This is a genomic window from Pseudomonas halotolerans (assembly GCF_039581215.1).
Lineage (GTDB): Bacteria > Pseudomonadota > Gammaproteobacteria > Pseudomonadales > Pseudomonadaceae > Aquipseudomonas > Aquipseudomonas tehranensis.
The window spans coordinates 339,823-354,041 of the sequence record NZ_JBCNTJ010000004.1 but is presented as its reverse complement, the minus strand read 5'-3'; the positions used below and the strand labels follow the sequence as shown (position 1 = coordinate 354,041).

13 protein-coding genes are annotated in these 14,219 nt (G+C 61.0%); 9 read left to right on the top strand and 4 right to left on the bottom strand.

Features of this window, described 5'->3' with window-relative positions; genetic code table 11:
• Window positions 1–8 precede the first annotated feature (8 nt).
• The 4 genes from AAIS01_RS08410 (at window position 9) to pdeM (ending at window position 5,280) form a co-directional block, all read left to right on the top strand.
• Window positions 9–1,127, top strand: coding sequence for a succinylglutamate desuccinylase/aspartoacylase family protein (locus AAIS01_RS08410; RefSeq protein WP_343468588.1), 1,119 nt, complete (start codon window positions 9–11; stop codon window positions 1,125–1,127).
• A 13-nt stretch (window positions 1,128–1,140) separates the two neighbouring features.
• On the top strand, window positions 1,141–1,905 hold the full coding sequence (locus tag AAIS01_RS08405; RefSeq protein WP_343468587.1) for an ABC transporter ATP-binding protein: 765 nt from the start codon (window positions 1,141–1,143) through the stop codon (window positions 1,903–1,905).
• A 232-nt stretch (window positions 1,906–2,137) separates the two neighbouring features.
• The gene (locus AAIS01_RS08400; protein WP_343468586.1) at window positions 2,138–4,624 is read left to right on the top strand and encodes a ligase-associated DNA damage response DEXH box helicase; all 2,487 of its coding nucleotides are present in this window, start codon (window positions 2,138–2,140) and stop codon (window positions 4,622–4,624) included.
• A complete protein-coding gene (gene pdeM, locus AAIS01_RS08395; protein WP_343468585.1) occupies window positions 4,624–5,280 on the top strand; it encodes a ligase-associated DNA damage response endonuclease PdeM in 657 nt (218 codons plus the stop codon). The genes AAIS01_RS08400 and pdeM overlap by 1 nt, the downstream gene beginning before the upstream one ends.
• A 68-nt stretch (window positions 5,281–5,348) precedes the next feature.
• Here the strand turns inward: pdeM and AAIS01_RS08390 are convergent, their stop codons facing one another.
• Together AAIS01_RS08390 and dcd are read right to left on the bottom strand one after the other, a co-directional pair.
• On the bottom strand, window positions 5,349–5,564 hold the full coding sequence (locus AAIS01_RS08390; protein ID WP_047228427.1) for a hypothetical protein: 216 nt from the start codon (window positions 5,562–5,564) through the stop codon (window positions 5,349–5,351).
• Between the two features lie 102 nt (window positions 5,565–5,666).
• Entirely contained in the window at window positions 5,667–6,233 is a 567-nt protein-coding gene (dcd, locus tag AAIS01_RS08385) for a dCTP deaminase (RefSeq protein WP_214918353.1), read from the bottom strand.
• A gap of 355 nt (window positions 6,234–6,588) precedes the next feature.
• Between dcd and AAIS01_RS08380 the strand changes: the two genes are divergently transcribed.
• Window positions 6,589–6,798 carry a cold-shock protein gene (locus tag AAIS01_RS08380; RefSeq protein WP_002554837.1) on the top strand — a complete coding sequence of 70 codons (210 nt, stop codon included), beginning with the start codon at window positions 6,589–6,591 and terminating at the stop codon, window positions 6,796–6,798.
• A 193-nt stretch (window positions 6,799–6,991) separates the two neighbouring features.
• Here AAIS01_RS08380 and AAIS01_RS08375 read toward each other — a convergent pair whose 3' ends face one another.
• Window positions 6,992–7,999: a DUF481 domain-containing protein gene (locus AAIS01_RS08375; protein WP_343468584.1), complete on the bottom strand. Its 1,008-nt coding sequence runs from the start codon at window positions 7,997–7,999 to the stop codon at window positions 6,992–6,994.
• Between the two features lie 137 nt (window positions 8,000–8,136).
• Between AAIS01_RS08375 and AAIS01_RS08370 the strand changes: the two genes are divergently transcribed.
• The 4 genes from AAIS01_RS08370 (at window position 8,137) to AAIS01_RS08355 (ending at window position 12,943) form a co-directional block, all read left to right on the top strand.
• Window positions 8,137–8,517, top strand: coding sequence for an MGMT family protein (locus AAIS01_RS08370; RefSeq protein WP_343468642.1), 381 nt, complete (start codon window positions 8,137–8,139; stop codon window positions 8,515–8,517).
• A 44-nt stretch (window positions 8,518–8,561) separates the two neighbouring features.
• The gene (locus tag AAIS01_RS08365) at window positions 8,562–10,127 is read left to right on the top strand and encodes an AmpG family muropeptide MFS transporter (protein ID WP_343468583.1); all 1,566 of its coding nucleotides are present in this window, start codon (window positions 8,562–8,564) and stop codon (window positions 10,125–10,127) included.
• A 129-nt stretch (window positions 10,128–10,256) separates the two neighbouring features.
• Window positions 10,257–11,972: a proline--tRNA ligase gene (locus AAIS01_RS08360; RefSeq protein ID WP_343468582.1), complete on the top strand. Its 1,716-nt coding sequence runs from the start codon at window positions 10,257–10,259 to the stop codon at window positions 11,970–11,972.
• Between the two features lie 17 nt (window positions 11,973–11,989).
• A complete protein-coding gene (locus tag AAIS01_RS08355; RefSeq protein WP_343468581.1) occupies window positions 11,990–12,943 on the top strand; it encodes a hypothetical protein in 954 nt (317 codons plus the stop codon).
• A gap of 182 nt (window positions 12,944–13,125) precedes the next feature.
• Here the strand turns inward: AAIS01_RS08355 and dinB are convergent, their stop codons facing one another.
• A complete protein-coding gene (gene dinB, locus AAIS01_RS08350; protein WP_343468580.1) occupies window positions 13,126–14,187 on the bottom strand; it encodes a DNA polymerase IV in 1,062 nt (353 codons plus the stop codon).
• Window positions 14,188–14,219 lie beyond the last annotated feature (32 nt).

Here is a 14,219-nt window from a genome sequence, read left to right as displayed (position 1 = left end):
ACACGCACATGCGCCACCAGATTCATGACCTGCTGGCCCCACTGCCGGGGACCGCACGCAAGATCCACAGCTTTCACTTCGGCCCGGAAAAAGCCGTCGGTAAAATCTATATCCAGTCGTCCCTGCACGCCGATGAGTTGCCCGGCATGCTGGTGGCCTGGCACCTCAAGCAGCGCCTGGCCGAACTCGAAGCTTCGGGCCACCTGCGGCACGAGATTGTGCTGGTGCCCGTGGCCAATCCCATCGGCCTGGAACAAGTGCTGATGGACGTGCCGCTGGGCCGCTACGAAATGGAGAGCGGGCAGAATTTCAACCGCCGGTTTGTCGACCTGAGCGAAGAGATCGGCAACCAGATCGAAGGCCAGCTCACTGACGACCCACAGCACAACTTGACGCTGATCCGCAAACACCTGCGCGACGCCCTCGCCCGCCAGACCGCCAGCACGCAATTGCAATCACAGCGCCTGGTTCTGCAACGGCTGGCCTGCGACGCCGACATGGTGCTGGACCTGCATTGTGATTTCGAAGCCGTCGCCCACCTTTACACCACCCCCGAGGCCTGGCCCCAGGTCGAGCCGCTGGCCCGCTACATCGGTGCCGAGGCGAGCCTGCTGGCCACGGATTCGGGCGGTCAGTCGTTCGATGAATGTTTCACCCTGCTCTGGTGGCAACTCAAGGAACGCTTCGGCGAACAATTCGAAATTCCGCTGGGCAGTTTTTCGGTCACCGTCGAACTGCGCGGCCAGGGCGACGTCACCCACGACCTGGCGAGCCTCGACTGCCAGGCCCTGATCGAATACCTGATCCGTTTCGGCGCCATTGACGGCGAACCAATGCCGTTGCCCGATCTGCTCTACCCGGCCACGCCGCTCGCTGGCGTGGAGCCAGTGGCGACGCCGGTCGGCGGCCTGCTGGTCTACAGCGCCGTGCCCGGCGAATACCTGGAGGCGGGGCAACAGGTGGCGCAAATCATCGACCCCATCAACGACACCGTCACCCCCGTTCATTGCTGCAATGCCGGGCTGTTGTACGCCCGCTCGCTGCGTCGCATGGCCACCGCCGGCATGGTGATCGCCCATGTCGCCGGCACCGAAGCCTACCGCAGCGGCTACCTACTTTCGCCTTGAGGATGCATGCCCCATGTACAAACTGACCATCGAAGGCCTGTATAAGAGCTATGGCGAACATCAGGTGCTCAAAGGCGTTTCGCTCAAGGCCAGGACCGGCGACGTCATCAGCCTGATCGGCGCCAGCGGCTCGGGCAAAAGTACCTTTTTGCGCTGCATCAACTTTCTGGAACAACCCAACGACGGTGCAATGAGCCTGGACGGCCAACCGATCCGCATGATCAACGACCGCCATGGCATGCGCGTGGCCGACGAGAATGAATTGCAGCGCATCCGCACCCGCCTGGCCATGGTTTTCCAGCACTTCAACCTGTGGAGCCACATGACTGTGCTGGAAAACATCACCATGGCGCCGCGCCGGGTGTTGGGCGTCAGTCAGCAGGAAGCCGAGGACCGTGCCCGTCGTTATCTGGACAAGGTCGGCCTGCCGGCGCGCGTGGCCGAGCAGTACCCGGCGTTTCTTTCCGGTGGCCAGCAACAGCGCGTGGCCATCGCCCGCGCACTGGCAATGGAGCCGGAAGTGATGCTGTTTGACGAACCCACCTCGGCCCTTGACCCGGAGTTGGTGGGAGAAGTCTTGAAAGTGATCCAGGGCCTGGCCGAAGAAGGCCGGACCATGATCATGGTGACCCACGAAATGAGCTTCGCCCGCCAGGTGTCGAATCAGGTGCTGTTTCTGCACCAGGGCCTGGTGGAAGAAGAAGGCGCGCCGCAAGACGTGCTGGGCAATCCCAAGAGCGAGCGGCTCCAGCAGTTTCTCAGTGGCAATCTGAAATAAACCTGACAAACCTGACAGACTGCTTTTGTGGCGAGGGAGCTTGCTCCCGCTGGGCTGCGAAGCGGCCCCCTGTTTCTGCCTGACACACACCGCGAGGGGGCCGCTTCGCGCCCCAGCGGGAGCAAGCTCCCTCGCCACAAAAGCACGCTCGCTCGCCACGACAACCTGCATAAAACCTTTCATACGCCATTGTGGTCACTGAAGAAGGACTTTCAGGACGCACGCGGCGGGTATGGCGACATCCAGCAATTTCGCAAACCAATGGTTCAGCGCCCGCGGCTGGAAGCCGTTCGCCTTTCAAAAACAAGTGTGGGCTGCGGTCAAACGTGGCGAGTCCGGGCTGCTGCACGCCAACACCGGGGCCGGCAAGACCTACGCAGTATGGTTCGCGGCACTCAACCGGTTCGCCCGCCCGGCGCCACCGCCGCAGAAACCCCGTAAACGCAAACCCGTGGCCGAACCGCTGACGGTTTTGTGGATCACGCCGATGCGCGCGCTGGCCGCCGATACAGGCAAAGCCCTCGAAGCCCCCTTGGCAGAGCTGCAGATTCCCTGGAGCGTCGGCCTGCGCACCGGCGATACCAGCGCCAACGAACGTGCCCGCCAGGGCCGACGCCTGCCCACTGCGCTGATCACCACGCCCGAAAGCCTGACCCTGATGCTCGCCCGTGCCGATGCGCAAACGGCCACCTCGACGCTGCGCATGGTCGTGGTGGATGAATGGCACGAGTTGCTCGGCAACAAACGGGGGGTGCAGTTGCAATTGGCTTTGACGCGCTTGCGGCGCTGGCATCCCCAACTCATCGTCTGGGGCGTGTCCGCCACCTTGGGTAACCAGGCCCACGCCGAGCGGGTACTCATCCCACAAGGCAACGGCATTAGCGTGCAGGGAGCCAATGGCAAGGCGCTGCGGGTCGATACCCTGCTCCCTCCGACTATCGAACGTTTCCCCTGGGCCGGCCACATCGGTCTGAAGATGCTGCCCCAGGTCGTTGCTGAAATAGACGCGAGCAGCAGTTGCCTGGTGTTCACCAATACCCGGGCGCAATCGGAAATCTGGTACCAGGCCATTCTCCAAGCCAGACCGGACTGGGCCGGGCTGATCGCACTGCATCACAGTTCATTGTCCCGGGAAACTCGCGACTGGGTAGAGCAGGCCCTCAAGGAAGGGCAGCTCAAGGCGGTGGTCTGCACCTCCAGCCTGGATCTGGGGGTGGACTTCTTGCCAGTCGAACGGGTCCTGCAAATTGGTTCGGCCAAAGGCGTGGCGCGGCTGATGCAGCGCGCAGGGCGTTCCGGTCATGCGCCGGGACGAACCTCGCGGGTCACGCTGGTGCCGACCCACAGCCTGGAGCTGATCGAAGCCGCCGCCGCGCAAGACGCCGTGGCTCAACGGCGCATCGAACCCCGGGAATCGCCCCACAAGCCGCTGGATGTGTTGGTCCAGCATCTGGTCAGCATGGCCCTGGGCGGCGGCTTCCTGCCTGACGAACTGTTCGAGGAAGTGCGCGGCGCCTGGGCCTACCGGGACCTCAACGAAGTCGAATGGACCTGGGCCCTGGCCTTCGTGCGCCATGGCGGGCTGTCATTGACCGCCTATCCCGACTACCGGCGGGTCGAGCCGGACGAACACGGCGTGTGGCGAGTCCCCGATGCGCGACTGGCACGACGTCATCGCATGAGCATCGGCACCATCGTCAGCGACGCCAGCCTGCAATTGAAGTTCTGGAGCAAAGGCGGTGGTGGCAAAACCCTGGGCAGCGTGGAAGAAGGCTTCATCGCTCGCCTGCGTCCCGGTGACGGCTTTCTGTTTGCCGGACGCTTGCTGGAACTGGTGCGGGTTGAGGACATGACCGCCTACGTGCGGCGCAGCCAGGCCAAAAAGGCCGCCGTGCCGCGCTGGAACGGCGGTCGGATGCCGCTTTCCAGCGAGCTGGCGGCCGCCGTGGTGGCCCGTCTGAGCGAGGCCGCCGCAGGCCACTTCGATGGCCCGGAGATGAGCGCCGTGCAGCCCTTGTTATCAACTCAACAACGCTGGTCCGGTTTGCCCACGCAAGAAACATTGTTGGCCGAGAGCCTTAAATCCCGCGAGGGCTGGCACTTGTTTCTGTATCCCTTTGCCGGGCGTCAGGTTCATCTGGGGTTGGCGAGCCTGCTGGCCTGGCGGGTCAGCCGGCAACAGCCAGTGACGTTTTCCATCGCGGTGAACGATTACGGCCTGGAACTGCTCAGCGCCACGGCACTGGACTGGACGCAACACCTGGGGCCGGAACTCCTGAGCGTCGACCACTTGCTGGCCGATGTGCTGGCGAGCCTGAACGCCGGAGAACTGGCGCTTCGACGCTTTCGCGAAATCGCCCGTATCGCCGGACTGGTATTTGCCGGCTATCCCGGCGCGCCAAAGAGTACCCGCCAAGTCCAGGCGTCCAGCGGATTGTTCTTTCAGGTGTTCAAGCAGTACGACGCCGACAACCTCTTGCTGGCCCAGGCCGGGGAAGAAGTCTTGCGTGAAGAACTGGATATACGTCGACTTGAGCAGACCTTGGAACGCCTCAATACCTTGAAACTCGACCTGCATGTCATCAAGCGCCCCACCCCACTGGGTTTCCCGTTGCTGGTGGAGCGATTCAGGGAAAGCATGAGTTCGGAGAAGCTCGCCGATCGCATCCGGCGGATGGTCAGCGAACTGGAAAAGACCGCCGACCGTGGTGACGCCTGATGCCGGCGCCCTATCCCGTCAGCCTGGCCGGTGAAGAGCTCTGGCTATTGCCGGAAAAAGCCCTGTATTGGCCCGCCCAGCAAACCCTGATGGTCGCCGATGTGCATTTCGGCAAGGCCGCTGCCTATCGCAGCCTTGGCCAACCGGTGCCCCATGGCACGACGGCCAGCAACATCGCCGTGCTCGACGGGCTACTGGCGAGCCTGCCGTGCCGCCAACTGATCTTCCTGGGCGACTTTCTCCACGGTCCAGGTTCCCATGCCCCCGGCACGTTGAAGGCCCTTTCTAGCTGGCGTGAACGCCATCAGCACCTGGCCATGACGCTGATTCGCGGCAATCACGACAAGCGCGCCGGCGACCCGCCGCTGGCGCTGAACATCCGGGTCGTGCCGGAGCCTTTGTTGCTGGGGCCTTTCGCCGTACAACATGAGCCCGATCCGCATCCCAGCCGCCACGTCCTGGCCGGCCATGTGCATCCCGTCTACCACCTGAGCGGCAAAGGTCGGCAACGGCTGCGCCTGGCCTGCTTCCGGCTGGCCAGCGATATCAGCCTGCTACCGGCCTTTGGCGCATTCACAGGCGGTCATCGGGTCGAACAGGACAACGACTGCAGGGTCTTTGTCATTGGGGATAACGAGATATGGCCGATCAGCTGACAGCCTGAAGCGGCAAGCGGCAACGTGTCCCCTTGCCGCTTGCTGCTTGTAGCTTCCAGTAACTGAGATCAGGCAACCGGCGCAGGAGGCGGCTCATCCGGCAGAGTGGGTTCACCGGGTTCGCTGGGTTCAAGGGGCTGTTCGTTGGGGGTATCGGGATCAGGCTGGCCTGGAATACCGCCCGCCGCTTCGGCAGGGTGGGCCAATAGTGACCACGCCATGACACCGATCTGATTGGGCTCAAGCTTTGCCAGTTCGGCACTGATTCGCGGATCGATCTTCATAGAGCAACTCCTGGGCGAAGGCCCGCTGCGCTGAGGCAAAAAAACGGGCAGTACACCCCATAGAGTGCCTGCCCGCCCAGGAATTCAAACTGTTCGTCAGAATCAGGTACGCGGCAGCGTTACGCCGCGCTGGCCCTGGTATTTACCACCACGATCCTTGTAGGACACTTCACATTCTTCATCGGACTCAAGGAACAGCATCTGCGCCACACCCTCGTTGGCATAGATTTTTGCCGGCAAGGTCGTGGTGTTGGAGAACTCCAGGGTCACATGGCCTTCCCACTCAGGCTCCAGCGGCGTGACGTTGACGATGATGCCGCAGCGCGCGTACGTGCTTTTACCCAGGCAGATGGTCAGCACGTTGCGTGGGATACGGAAATACTCGACGGTGCGCGCCAGGGCAAATGAGTTCGGTGGAATGATGCAGACGTCGCTCTTGACGTCGACGAAGCTCTTCTCGTCGAAGTTCTTCGGGTCCACGGTGGCCGAGTTGATGTTGGTGAACACCTTGAATTCGTCGGCGCAGCGCACGTCGTAGCCGTAGCTGGAGACGCCGAAGGAAATCAGCCGGTCGGCGCCTTCGCCGCGCATCTGGCGCTCTACGAAGGGTTCGATCATGCCCTGCTCTTGCGCCATGCGGCGAATCCACTTGTCCGATTTGATGCTCATGGCGGGTGTCCTGAATAGCGAGGTGGAAAAAATACGTCCGGCATCTTACCGGGGCGCGGGGCCGGGTTCAAAGCGCCCGACGCAAATCTCGCCGATCCGCCTTGATTTCCAGGCCCTGACGGCAATACCCGGAGGCCGTCAGTCACCAAAACCGAGAAACCTTCGCAAAGACCATTGGCACGTACCGGAAAAAGGGTTAAGGTGACGTCACTGTGTTGCTTGTGTCACTGAGAATCTCTACACGATATGTTGAATTTCGATCCAACCATCTACAAGAATTTTTCCTGCTCTTTGCACTCAGTCTCGGCCAGGGTTCTTCCTGAGTCGCAGTTATCTTTGTTCAAGGAGTTACACCATGTCTAATCGCCAAACTGGTACCGTTAAGTGGTTCAACGATGAAAAAGGCTTCGGCTTCATCACTCCACAATCCGGTGACGACCTGTTTGTTCACTTCAAAGCTATCCAATCCGACGGCTTCAAAAGCCTGAAAGAAGGCCAACAGGTTTCTTTCATCGCTACCCGCGGTCAGAAAGGCATGCAAGCTGAAGAAGTTCAAGTTATCTAACTTGTCCTTGCTTTAGTAAAAAGCCCCGCCCTCAAAAGCGGGGCTTTTTTGTGCCTGTGTGTTTTTGCCCACGCACAAAAAATGTGGGAGCGGGCTTGCTCGCGAAAGCGGTGGATCAGCAACATTTTCGTTGACTGAAACACCGCTTTCGCGAGCAAGCCCGCTCCCACATTAGGGTCTGTGTTAGCCCGAATTACCAGGTCACGCCAAACCCGGCGGTGTAGCGCGTCCTGCTCAGGTCGCTGTCTTCGGTACCCTCGATGACATCTTTTTCGGCCTTGAGGTTGAGCGAAGCCCAGTCGGTAACCTTGTAACGCAGCCCTACCTCAGCGTCGTAGGCGTACTCGGCGACGCCGGACAGCGGCTTGCCGACTTCGCCATTGGTGAAGAACTCGACGCGTTTGCCGATCAGGTAACGGTTGTAGTCCCACTTCATGGCGATGGAATAGAAGTTGTCCGTTCCACCGTCGCGGTATTCGTAATCGGTGCGGTTGAGCAGAGAGCCCAACGAGAAAGCCCCCAACTCGTCATCCCAGAACTGATAGCCCGGACCGGTGCCCACCACGCGCTGGCGAGCCAGCTCTTCGACTTTGTCGCGCTTGTAGTTCAGGCGCCCTTGCCAGAACCATTTATCCGTCAGGAACCGGTCGAGGGAATACTCCAGCCTCCAGTTGTCGGTGGAAACCACGTCATCCTGGAATTCACGGTTGTATTCGCCCTCAGCGGTATGCCGCCACCTGCCATGGCGCGCCGAGGTCTTGAAATCGATGTCGTAGTCATCGGTATCGTTTTCCGCGCGCTGATAATCCAGTGCGGCATCGATATTGCCCTTCCACACCAAATCCTCGACCACCGGTTTGGGTTTGAGGATTTGCTGGATACTCGCCAGCTCGACGGTTTTAGGCCCATCGCCATTGGCCAGGGTCACCTTGCCGTCCTCGGCCGCCTGCAGCGCCTTGGCTTTTTCGCCGGTGTAGGCATCCTGCTTGACCAGCAACTGCTGGTCGCTTTCAAGGGTCTTGACCTGTTTCCAGTCGATGGGAATCGCGCCGGCGTAATCGGTCTGGATCAGCAACTTGCCGCCATCGAAAACGGTGATCTTGCCGCTGAGCTTGTCACCGTTTTTCAACCAGACGGTATCGGCAAGCAATGGCATGGAGGCGCTGGTGACAGCTAGGCATAGCAGAGTTCTAGACAACATAAGCGTATAAAGAGCTCAAGTTTGCGGTGAAAAGGCGGCATTATCCCCCGGGACGACACCTTAGCAAGGAATGACCGAAGTATTTGTAATGAGTTCACTTCTCAACCAATCTGGCGCGACTTAATCTACAAACGGCAATACGCCCCTCCTCAGGACGCCTGAATGTGACCGATGCTCCCGCGACCCTAGAGAACGCCGCCCAGATCCGCCGCACTACCCTGTACCTAACGCTGGCACAAGTGCCGGCCGGCAAGGTGGTGACCTATGGCCAGCTCGCCGAGATGGCCGGCCTGGGCCGAGCGGCGCGCTGGGTAGGGCGTACCCTCAGTCAGTTGCCGAACGACACAAAGCTGCCATGGCATCGAGTGTTGGGCGCCGGTGGTCGGATAAGCCTGCCGGTCGGCAGCGCCTCAGGGGATGAACAACGCGCGCGCCTGCGCATGGAAGGGGTCAGTGTCCTGAATAATCGTGTTGATATTCAGCGCCATGGCTGGCGCCCGGTAGAGCACAGCGGTTAGAGTGCGCGCTTTGTTTTCGCAATTTTTGAGGCAGACTCCAGCCCATGCCCCGTAAAACCTGGCGCGCCGCCCTCGCCGCCTATGCCAGTCCCTCGACGCTCGTGCTGTTGCTGCTTGGCTTCGCCGCCGGCTTGCCCTACATGCTGGTGTTTTCCACGCTTTCGGTCTGGTTGCGCGAAGCCGGCGTGGCCCGCGAAACCATTGGTTACGCGAGCCTCATCGGCCTGGCCTATGCCTTTAAATGGGTCTGGTCCCCCTTGCTCGACCAATGGCGCCTGCCGCTGCTGGGCAAACTCGGACGTCGGCGTTCATGGCTGGTGCTCTCCCAGGCCCTGGTGATCCTCGGCCTGATCGGCATGGGCTTCTGCGATCCGCAAAAACACCTGTCCTGGTTGATTGCCATCGCCGTGATCGTGGCGTTCGCCTCGGCCACCCAGGACATCGCCGTCGATGCGTATCGCCTGGAGATCGCCGACGACACCCGTCAGGCGGCCCTCGCCGCCAGCTACATGTCCGGGTACCGAATCGCGGCATTGCTGGCCACCGCGGGCGCACTGTTCTTCGCCGAAGGCTTCGGCTCCACCGGTTTCAGCTATAAACACTCGGCTTGGGCAGGCACCTATCTGTTGTTCGGCGTGCTGATGGTCCCCGCCCTGCTCACCTCGCTGTTCATGCGCGAACCGCCGGTGCCGCTGCGCACCCAGTTGCAGGCTGGTCGCTATAGCTTCGCTCACCAGTTGGCCTCGGTGTTCGTCCTCATTGTGCTGCTGGTGTCGGTGCCGGCGATGTTCACCCAGCTCTATAACACCGACTTCGCCAGCGTCCTGTTCGAAGGCGTCAGCCTGCTGGACCTGCTGCTCGAAGACCGCGCCTTCCTGCGGGCCATCCTCTATATCACCCTGACGGCCCTGTGCCTCTCGGCCATGGGGCGCCGCGGACTGGCGCCGGTACTGACACCGGTCAACGACTTCATCCTGCGTTACCGCTGGCAGGCCCTGTTGCTGCTTGGGCTGATTGCCACCTACCGGATGTCCGACACCGTCATGGGGGTGATGGCCAATGTGTTCTACATTGACCAAGGCTTCACCAAAGACCAGATCGCCAGCGTCAGCAAGATTTTCGGGCTGATCATGACGCTCGTCGGCGCCGGCATGGGCGGTTTGTTGATCGTGCGTTTCGGCATTCTGCCGATCCTGTTTATCGGCGGCGTGGCCTCCGCCGGCACCAACATCCTGTTTCTGATGCTCGCCGACATGGGCGCCAACCTGCAGATGCTGATTGTCACCATCTCCCTGGACAACTTCAGCTCCGGCCTGGCCACTTCGGCGTTCGTCGCCTACTTGTCGAGCCTGACCAACCTGAAGTTCTCGGCCACCCAATACGCCCTGCTCAGCTCGATCATGCTGTTGCTGCCGCGCTTGATCGGCGGTTATTCAGGGGTGATGGTGGAGAAATTCGGCTATCACGACTTCTTCCTGATCACCGCCCTGCTGGGGGTTCCGACCCTGTTGCTGATCGCCTTGCACTGGTATCAGGAAAACCGCCGCCAGGGTTCGGGCTCGCCTTCAGACGCGGAACCGACACCCACGCGACCTGCGCAAGAATCGTAGGAAACTTCAGCAAGCGCCGGCGAAACCGGCGCTCGTGCCTGGCGACCAGCCACGCGCCTGTACGCCAGGGCATCTCGCCCGTACAATGCTCCGTCACTTCTCGTCATCAGCAACCGACAACGGCCAACCATGCGCACCAGTCAATTTTTGCTCGCCACACAGAAAGAAACACCTTCCGACGCCGTCGTGATCAGCCACCAGCTGATGCTGCGTGCCGGCATGATCCGCAAACTCGCCTCTGGCCTGTACACCTGGCTGCCGATGGGTCTGCGTGTGATGCGCAAGGTAGAAGCCATCGTTCGCGAAGAAATGAACGCCGCCGGCTCTCTGGAAGTGTTGATGCCGGGCACCCAGCCGGCCGAGCTGTGGCAGGAATCGGGGCGCTGGGAAGAGTACGGCCCGGAGTTGCTGCGCATCAAAGATCGTCATGGTCGTGACTTCTGCGCCGGCCCGACTCACGAAGAAGTGATCACCGACCTGATGCGAAACGAGTTGAGCAGCTACAAGCAGCTGCCTATCAACCTGTACCAGATCCAGACCAAATTCCGTGATGAAATCCGTCCACGCTTCGGCCTGATGCGCGGCCGCGAATTCATCATGAAGGACGCCTACTCGTTCCACACCGACCTGGCCTCGCTGCAAGTCACCTACGACCGCATGCACCAGGCGTACTGCAACATTTTCACCCGCCTGGGCTTGAAATTCCGCCCGGTTGAAGCCGACAACGGCTCCATCGGCGGCGCCGGCTCCCACGAATTCCACGTACTGGCCGAGTCCGGCGAAGACGACATCGTCTTCAGCAACGGCTCCGACTACGCCGCCAACATCGAAAAAGCCGAGGCCGTGCCACGGGAAACGTCCCGCCCTGCACCGACCGAAGAACTGCGCCTGGTGGACACGCCAAACGCCAAGACCATCGCCCAATTGGTGGAAGGCTACAACCTGCCGATCGAACGCACCATCAAGACTCTGATCGTGCGCGCCGAAGAAGAAGGCAAGCTGATCGCCCTGATCATCCGTGGTGATCATGAGCTGAACGAAATCAAGGCCGGCAACCAGCCGGGCGTCGCCACCCCCCTGGTCATGGCCACCGACGCCGAACTGCGTGACGCCATCGGCGCCGGTGCCGGTTCCCTCGGCCCGCTGAACCTGCCGCTGCCGATCATCATCGACCGTTCGGTGGAGTTGATGAGCGATTTCGCCATCGGCGCCAACATCGATGACAAACACTACTTCGGCGTGAACTGGGAACGCGACCTGCCGGTTCCGACCGTGGCCGACCTGCGCAACGTCGTAGCCGGTGATCCGAGCCCGGACGGCAAAGGGGTCCTGGAAATCAAGCGCGGCATTGAAGTCGGGCACATCTTCCAGCTGGGCAACAAATACAGCAAGGCGATGAAGTGCGAAGTGCTGGGCGAGAATGGCAAGCCGGTGACCCTGGAAATGGGCTGCTACGGCATTGGCGTATCCCGCGTGGTCGCCGCGGCCATCGAGCAGAACAACGACGAGAAAGGGATCATCTGGAGCGACACCCTGGCGCCATTCCAGATCGCCCTGGTGCCGTTACGCTACGAGACCGAACTGGTTCGCGAAGCCACCGACAAGCTCTACGCCGAACTGACGGCGGCCGGCTTCGAAGTGCTGCTGGATGACCGCGACAAAAAAACCAGCCCCGGCATCAAGTTCGCAGACATGGAACTGATCGGCATCCCGCATCGGATCGTCGTCAGTGACCGCAGCCTGGCCGAAGGCAATCTGGAATACAAAAGTCGCACCGAGGCCGAGCCGCAAGCACTGCCGGTCGCTGACGTGCTGTCGTTCCTCCAGGCCCGTATCCGCCGCTGACCCCAGATAGAGACGTCATGTTCAAGCGAAACACCTTAGGCCTCGGGGGCGCCGCGCTATGCGGCGCCCTGCTGGTCAGCGGCTGTGCCAACCAAATGTCGCAACGCAGCGAGCACGAAGAGCGGGTCGAGCGCAAACTGCTCGACCACAACCTGCATATCGAAGTGGGCCAGCCCAAGGTCCTCGAGCTGCCGCAACGTCGAGTGCGGATCAATGAGCAGAAGACCTTCGAAGTCACCGAATTCGAAGTCACCCGCCATTATGATCGCTACACGCCGTATCAGCCCTGGCGCGAAATTTACGAAATCCCGCTGGGCGCGGTGGCCGTGGTCGCGGGTGTCGGCGCCAATGTGGTCAATGTGTTCGCCCTCGGCAACCTCCCGGAGAGCGCGACCCGAGACTGGATCAGCTACGGTTTCGCCGGGCTCAATCCATTCATGAACGTGCCATCCCATGGCCGCGCCCAGCAGAACCTGGCCGGAATCGACGAAGTTCAACGCGACAAACGCGTGGAACACACAAGCCTGCCCTGGAGCGAACGCCCGGTACAGGTCAAGGCCGCCCGGCAGACCTTCGAACTGAGCACTGACCGCAATGGCGTGTTGCGCTTGAACCTGCTGGAAAGCCCGTTCGCCGAGCATGACCTGAGCCAGTTCGGCAAGCTGCAGATCAGCGTGACGGACGCCTTGGACGAGGCACATACCGACTCGTCCCTAAGCATCAGCAGTACCTTGCGCAGCAAGCTGGTGGAAGCCCACGCGTTGATCTACGACGATCTGGAAGATGACGAGGTGGACCAATGGGTTCATCGGGTCAAGCGACTGTCAGAGCTGGGGCTTGAAGAAGAGGCCAGCGAACTGGAACAGAGCCTGATCGAACTGACTCGCAATGACCCGGAGTTACAGACTGAATTCCTCAAAGCCCTGACCAAGGATGGCGGGCGCTTGGTGGCGGATCCAGGGGCTCACTGAAACCCCCTTTGCTCCCACTGGACCTGTAGGAGCTGTCGAGCGAAGCGAGGCTGCGATCTTTCCCCAGACACTTGAGTCTCAAGCGAAAGATCAATAGATCGCAGCCTTCGGCAGCTCCTACAGCCCCAGCGGGAGCAAGCTCCCTCGCCACAAGAGCAAGACAAGGCATCAGCCAAGCAGCCTCACCGCTCAAACAACTCCAACTGCTCAAACCCGCCTCGCAGATCCTCCAGCCGTACCCCTATCCCCAACAACCGCACCGGCTTGCCGCCGCGGTTGAACGCCTGGGTCAATAGCAACTGATAACTGCCCAAATCCCGCCCTGCCCCGGCCTGCTCCAGGGTGGTCTGAGTGAAGTCGTGGAATTTCACTTTGACGAACGGCTTACCCGGTCGATAACTGCTGTCGATCCGCGCCATACGCCCACTCAGGGTCTGCATCAGCTCCGGCAATTTATCGAGACAGCTTGCCAGATCGGGCAGATCGACATCGTAGGTGTTTTCCACACTGATGGACTGTCTACGGCTGTCATTGTGCACAAGACGCTCATCAATCCCACGAGCCAGACTCCAGAGTCGCTCACCGAAACTGCCGAACTCGCGCACCAGCGCCAGCTTGTCCCATTGACGCAACTGCAGGCAGTCGACAATGCCGAGCCGGTTCAGTTTGTCGGCGGTCACTTTGCCAACCCCATGCAGCTTGCTCACTGGCAGAGCCGAGACGAAGTCTTCGACCTGATCCGGGGTGATGACAAACAAGCCGTTGGGTTTTTTCCAGTCGCTGGCGATCTTGGCCAGAAACTTGTTGGGCGCGACGCCAGCGGACACCGTGATGTGCAGTTGATTGGAAACCCGTCGGCGAATGTCCTGGGCGATGCGGGTGGCACTCCCCCCGAAATGGGCGCTGGCGGAGACATCCAGGTAGGCCTCATCCAGGGAAAGCGGCTCGATCAAGTCAGTGTAATCGCTGAAAATCGTATGAATTTCCTTCGACGCCTCCCGGTAGGCCTCCATCCGCGGCTTGACGATGGTCAGGTCAGGGCAAAGCTTCAAGGCGTGCCCCGATGACATGGCCGAGCGCACACCATAGGCCCGTGCCTCGTAGTTGCAAGTCGCGATGACCCCGCGCCGATCCGCCGAACCACCGACCGCCAGGGGTTTGCCGGCCAGCCGCGGGTCATCGCGCATCTCGATAGCGGCGTAGAAGCAGTCACAGTCGACGTGGATGATTTTGCGTTGCGTCATAGAGAAGCGGATGTGCGACGAGTCGGGTCGCC

Bases quoted from the DNA above. Each gene is read 5' to 3' on its own strand.
- AAIS01_RS08410 (WP_343468588.1), top strand. From the start codon at position 9: ATGCGCCACCAGATTCATGACCTGCTGGCCCCACTGCCGGGGACCGCA.
- AAIS01_RS08405 (WP_343468587.1), top strand. From the start codon at position 1,141: ATGTACAAACTGACCATCGAAGGCCTGTATAAGAGCTATGGCGAACAT.
- AAIS01_RS08400 (WP_343468586.1), top strand. From the start codon at position 2,138: ATGGCGACATCCAGCAATTTCGCAAACCAATGGTTCAGCGCCCGCGGC.
- pdeM (WP_343468585.1), top strand. From the start codon at position 4,624: ATGCCGGCGCCCTATCCCGTCAGCCTGGCCGGTGAAGAGCTCTGGCTA.
- AAIS01_RS08390 (WP_047228427.1), bottom strand. From the start codon at position 5,564: ATGAAGATCGATCCGCGAATCAGTGCCGAACTGGCAAAGCTTGAGCCC.
- dcd (WP_214918353.1), bottom strand. From the start codon at position 6,233: ATGAGCATCAAATCGGACAAGTGGATTCGCCGCATGGCGCAAGAGCAG.
- AAIS01_RS08380 (WP_002554837.1), top strand. From the start codon at position 6,589: ATGTCTAATCGCCAAACTGGTACCGTTAAGTGGTTCAACGATGAAAAA.
- AAIS01_RS08375 (WP_343468584.1), bottom strand. From the start codon at position 7,999: ATGTTGTCTAGAACTCTGCTATGCCTAGCTGTCACCAGCGCCTCCATG.
- AAIS01_RS08365 (WP_343468583.1), top strand. From the start codon at position 8,562: ATGCCCCGTAAAACCTGGCGCGCCGCCCTCGCCGCCTATGCCAGTCCC.
- AAIS01_RS08360 (WP_343468582.1), top strand. From the start codon at position 10,257: ATGCGCACCAGTCAATTTTTGCTCGCCACACAGAAAGAAACACCTTCC.
- AAIS01_RS08355 (WP_343468581.1), top strand. From the start codon at position 11,990: ATGTTCAAGCGAAACACCTTAGGCCTCGGGGGCGCCGCGCTATGCGGC.
- dinB (WP_343468580.1), bottom strand. From the start codon at position 14,187: ATGACGCAACGCAAAATCATCCACGTCGACTGTGACTGCTTCTACGCC.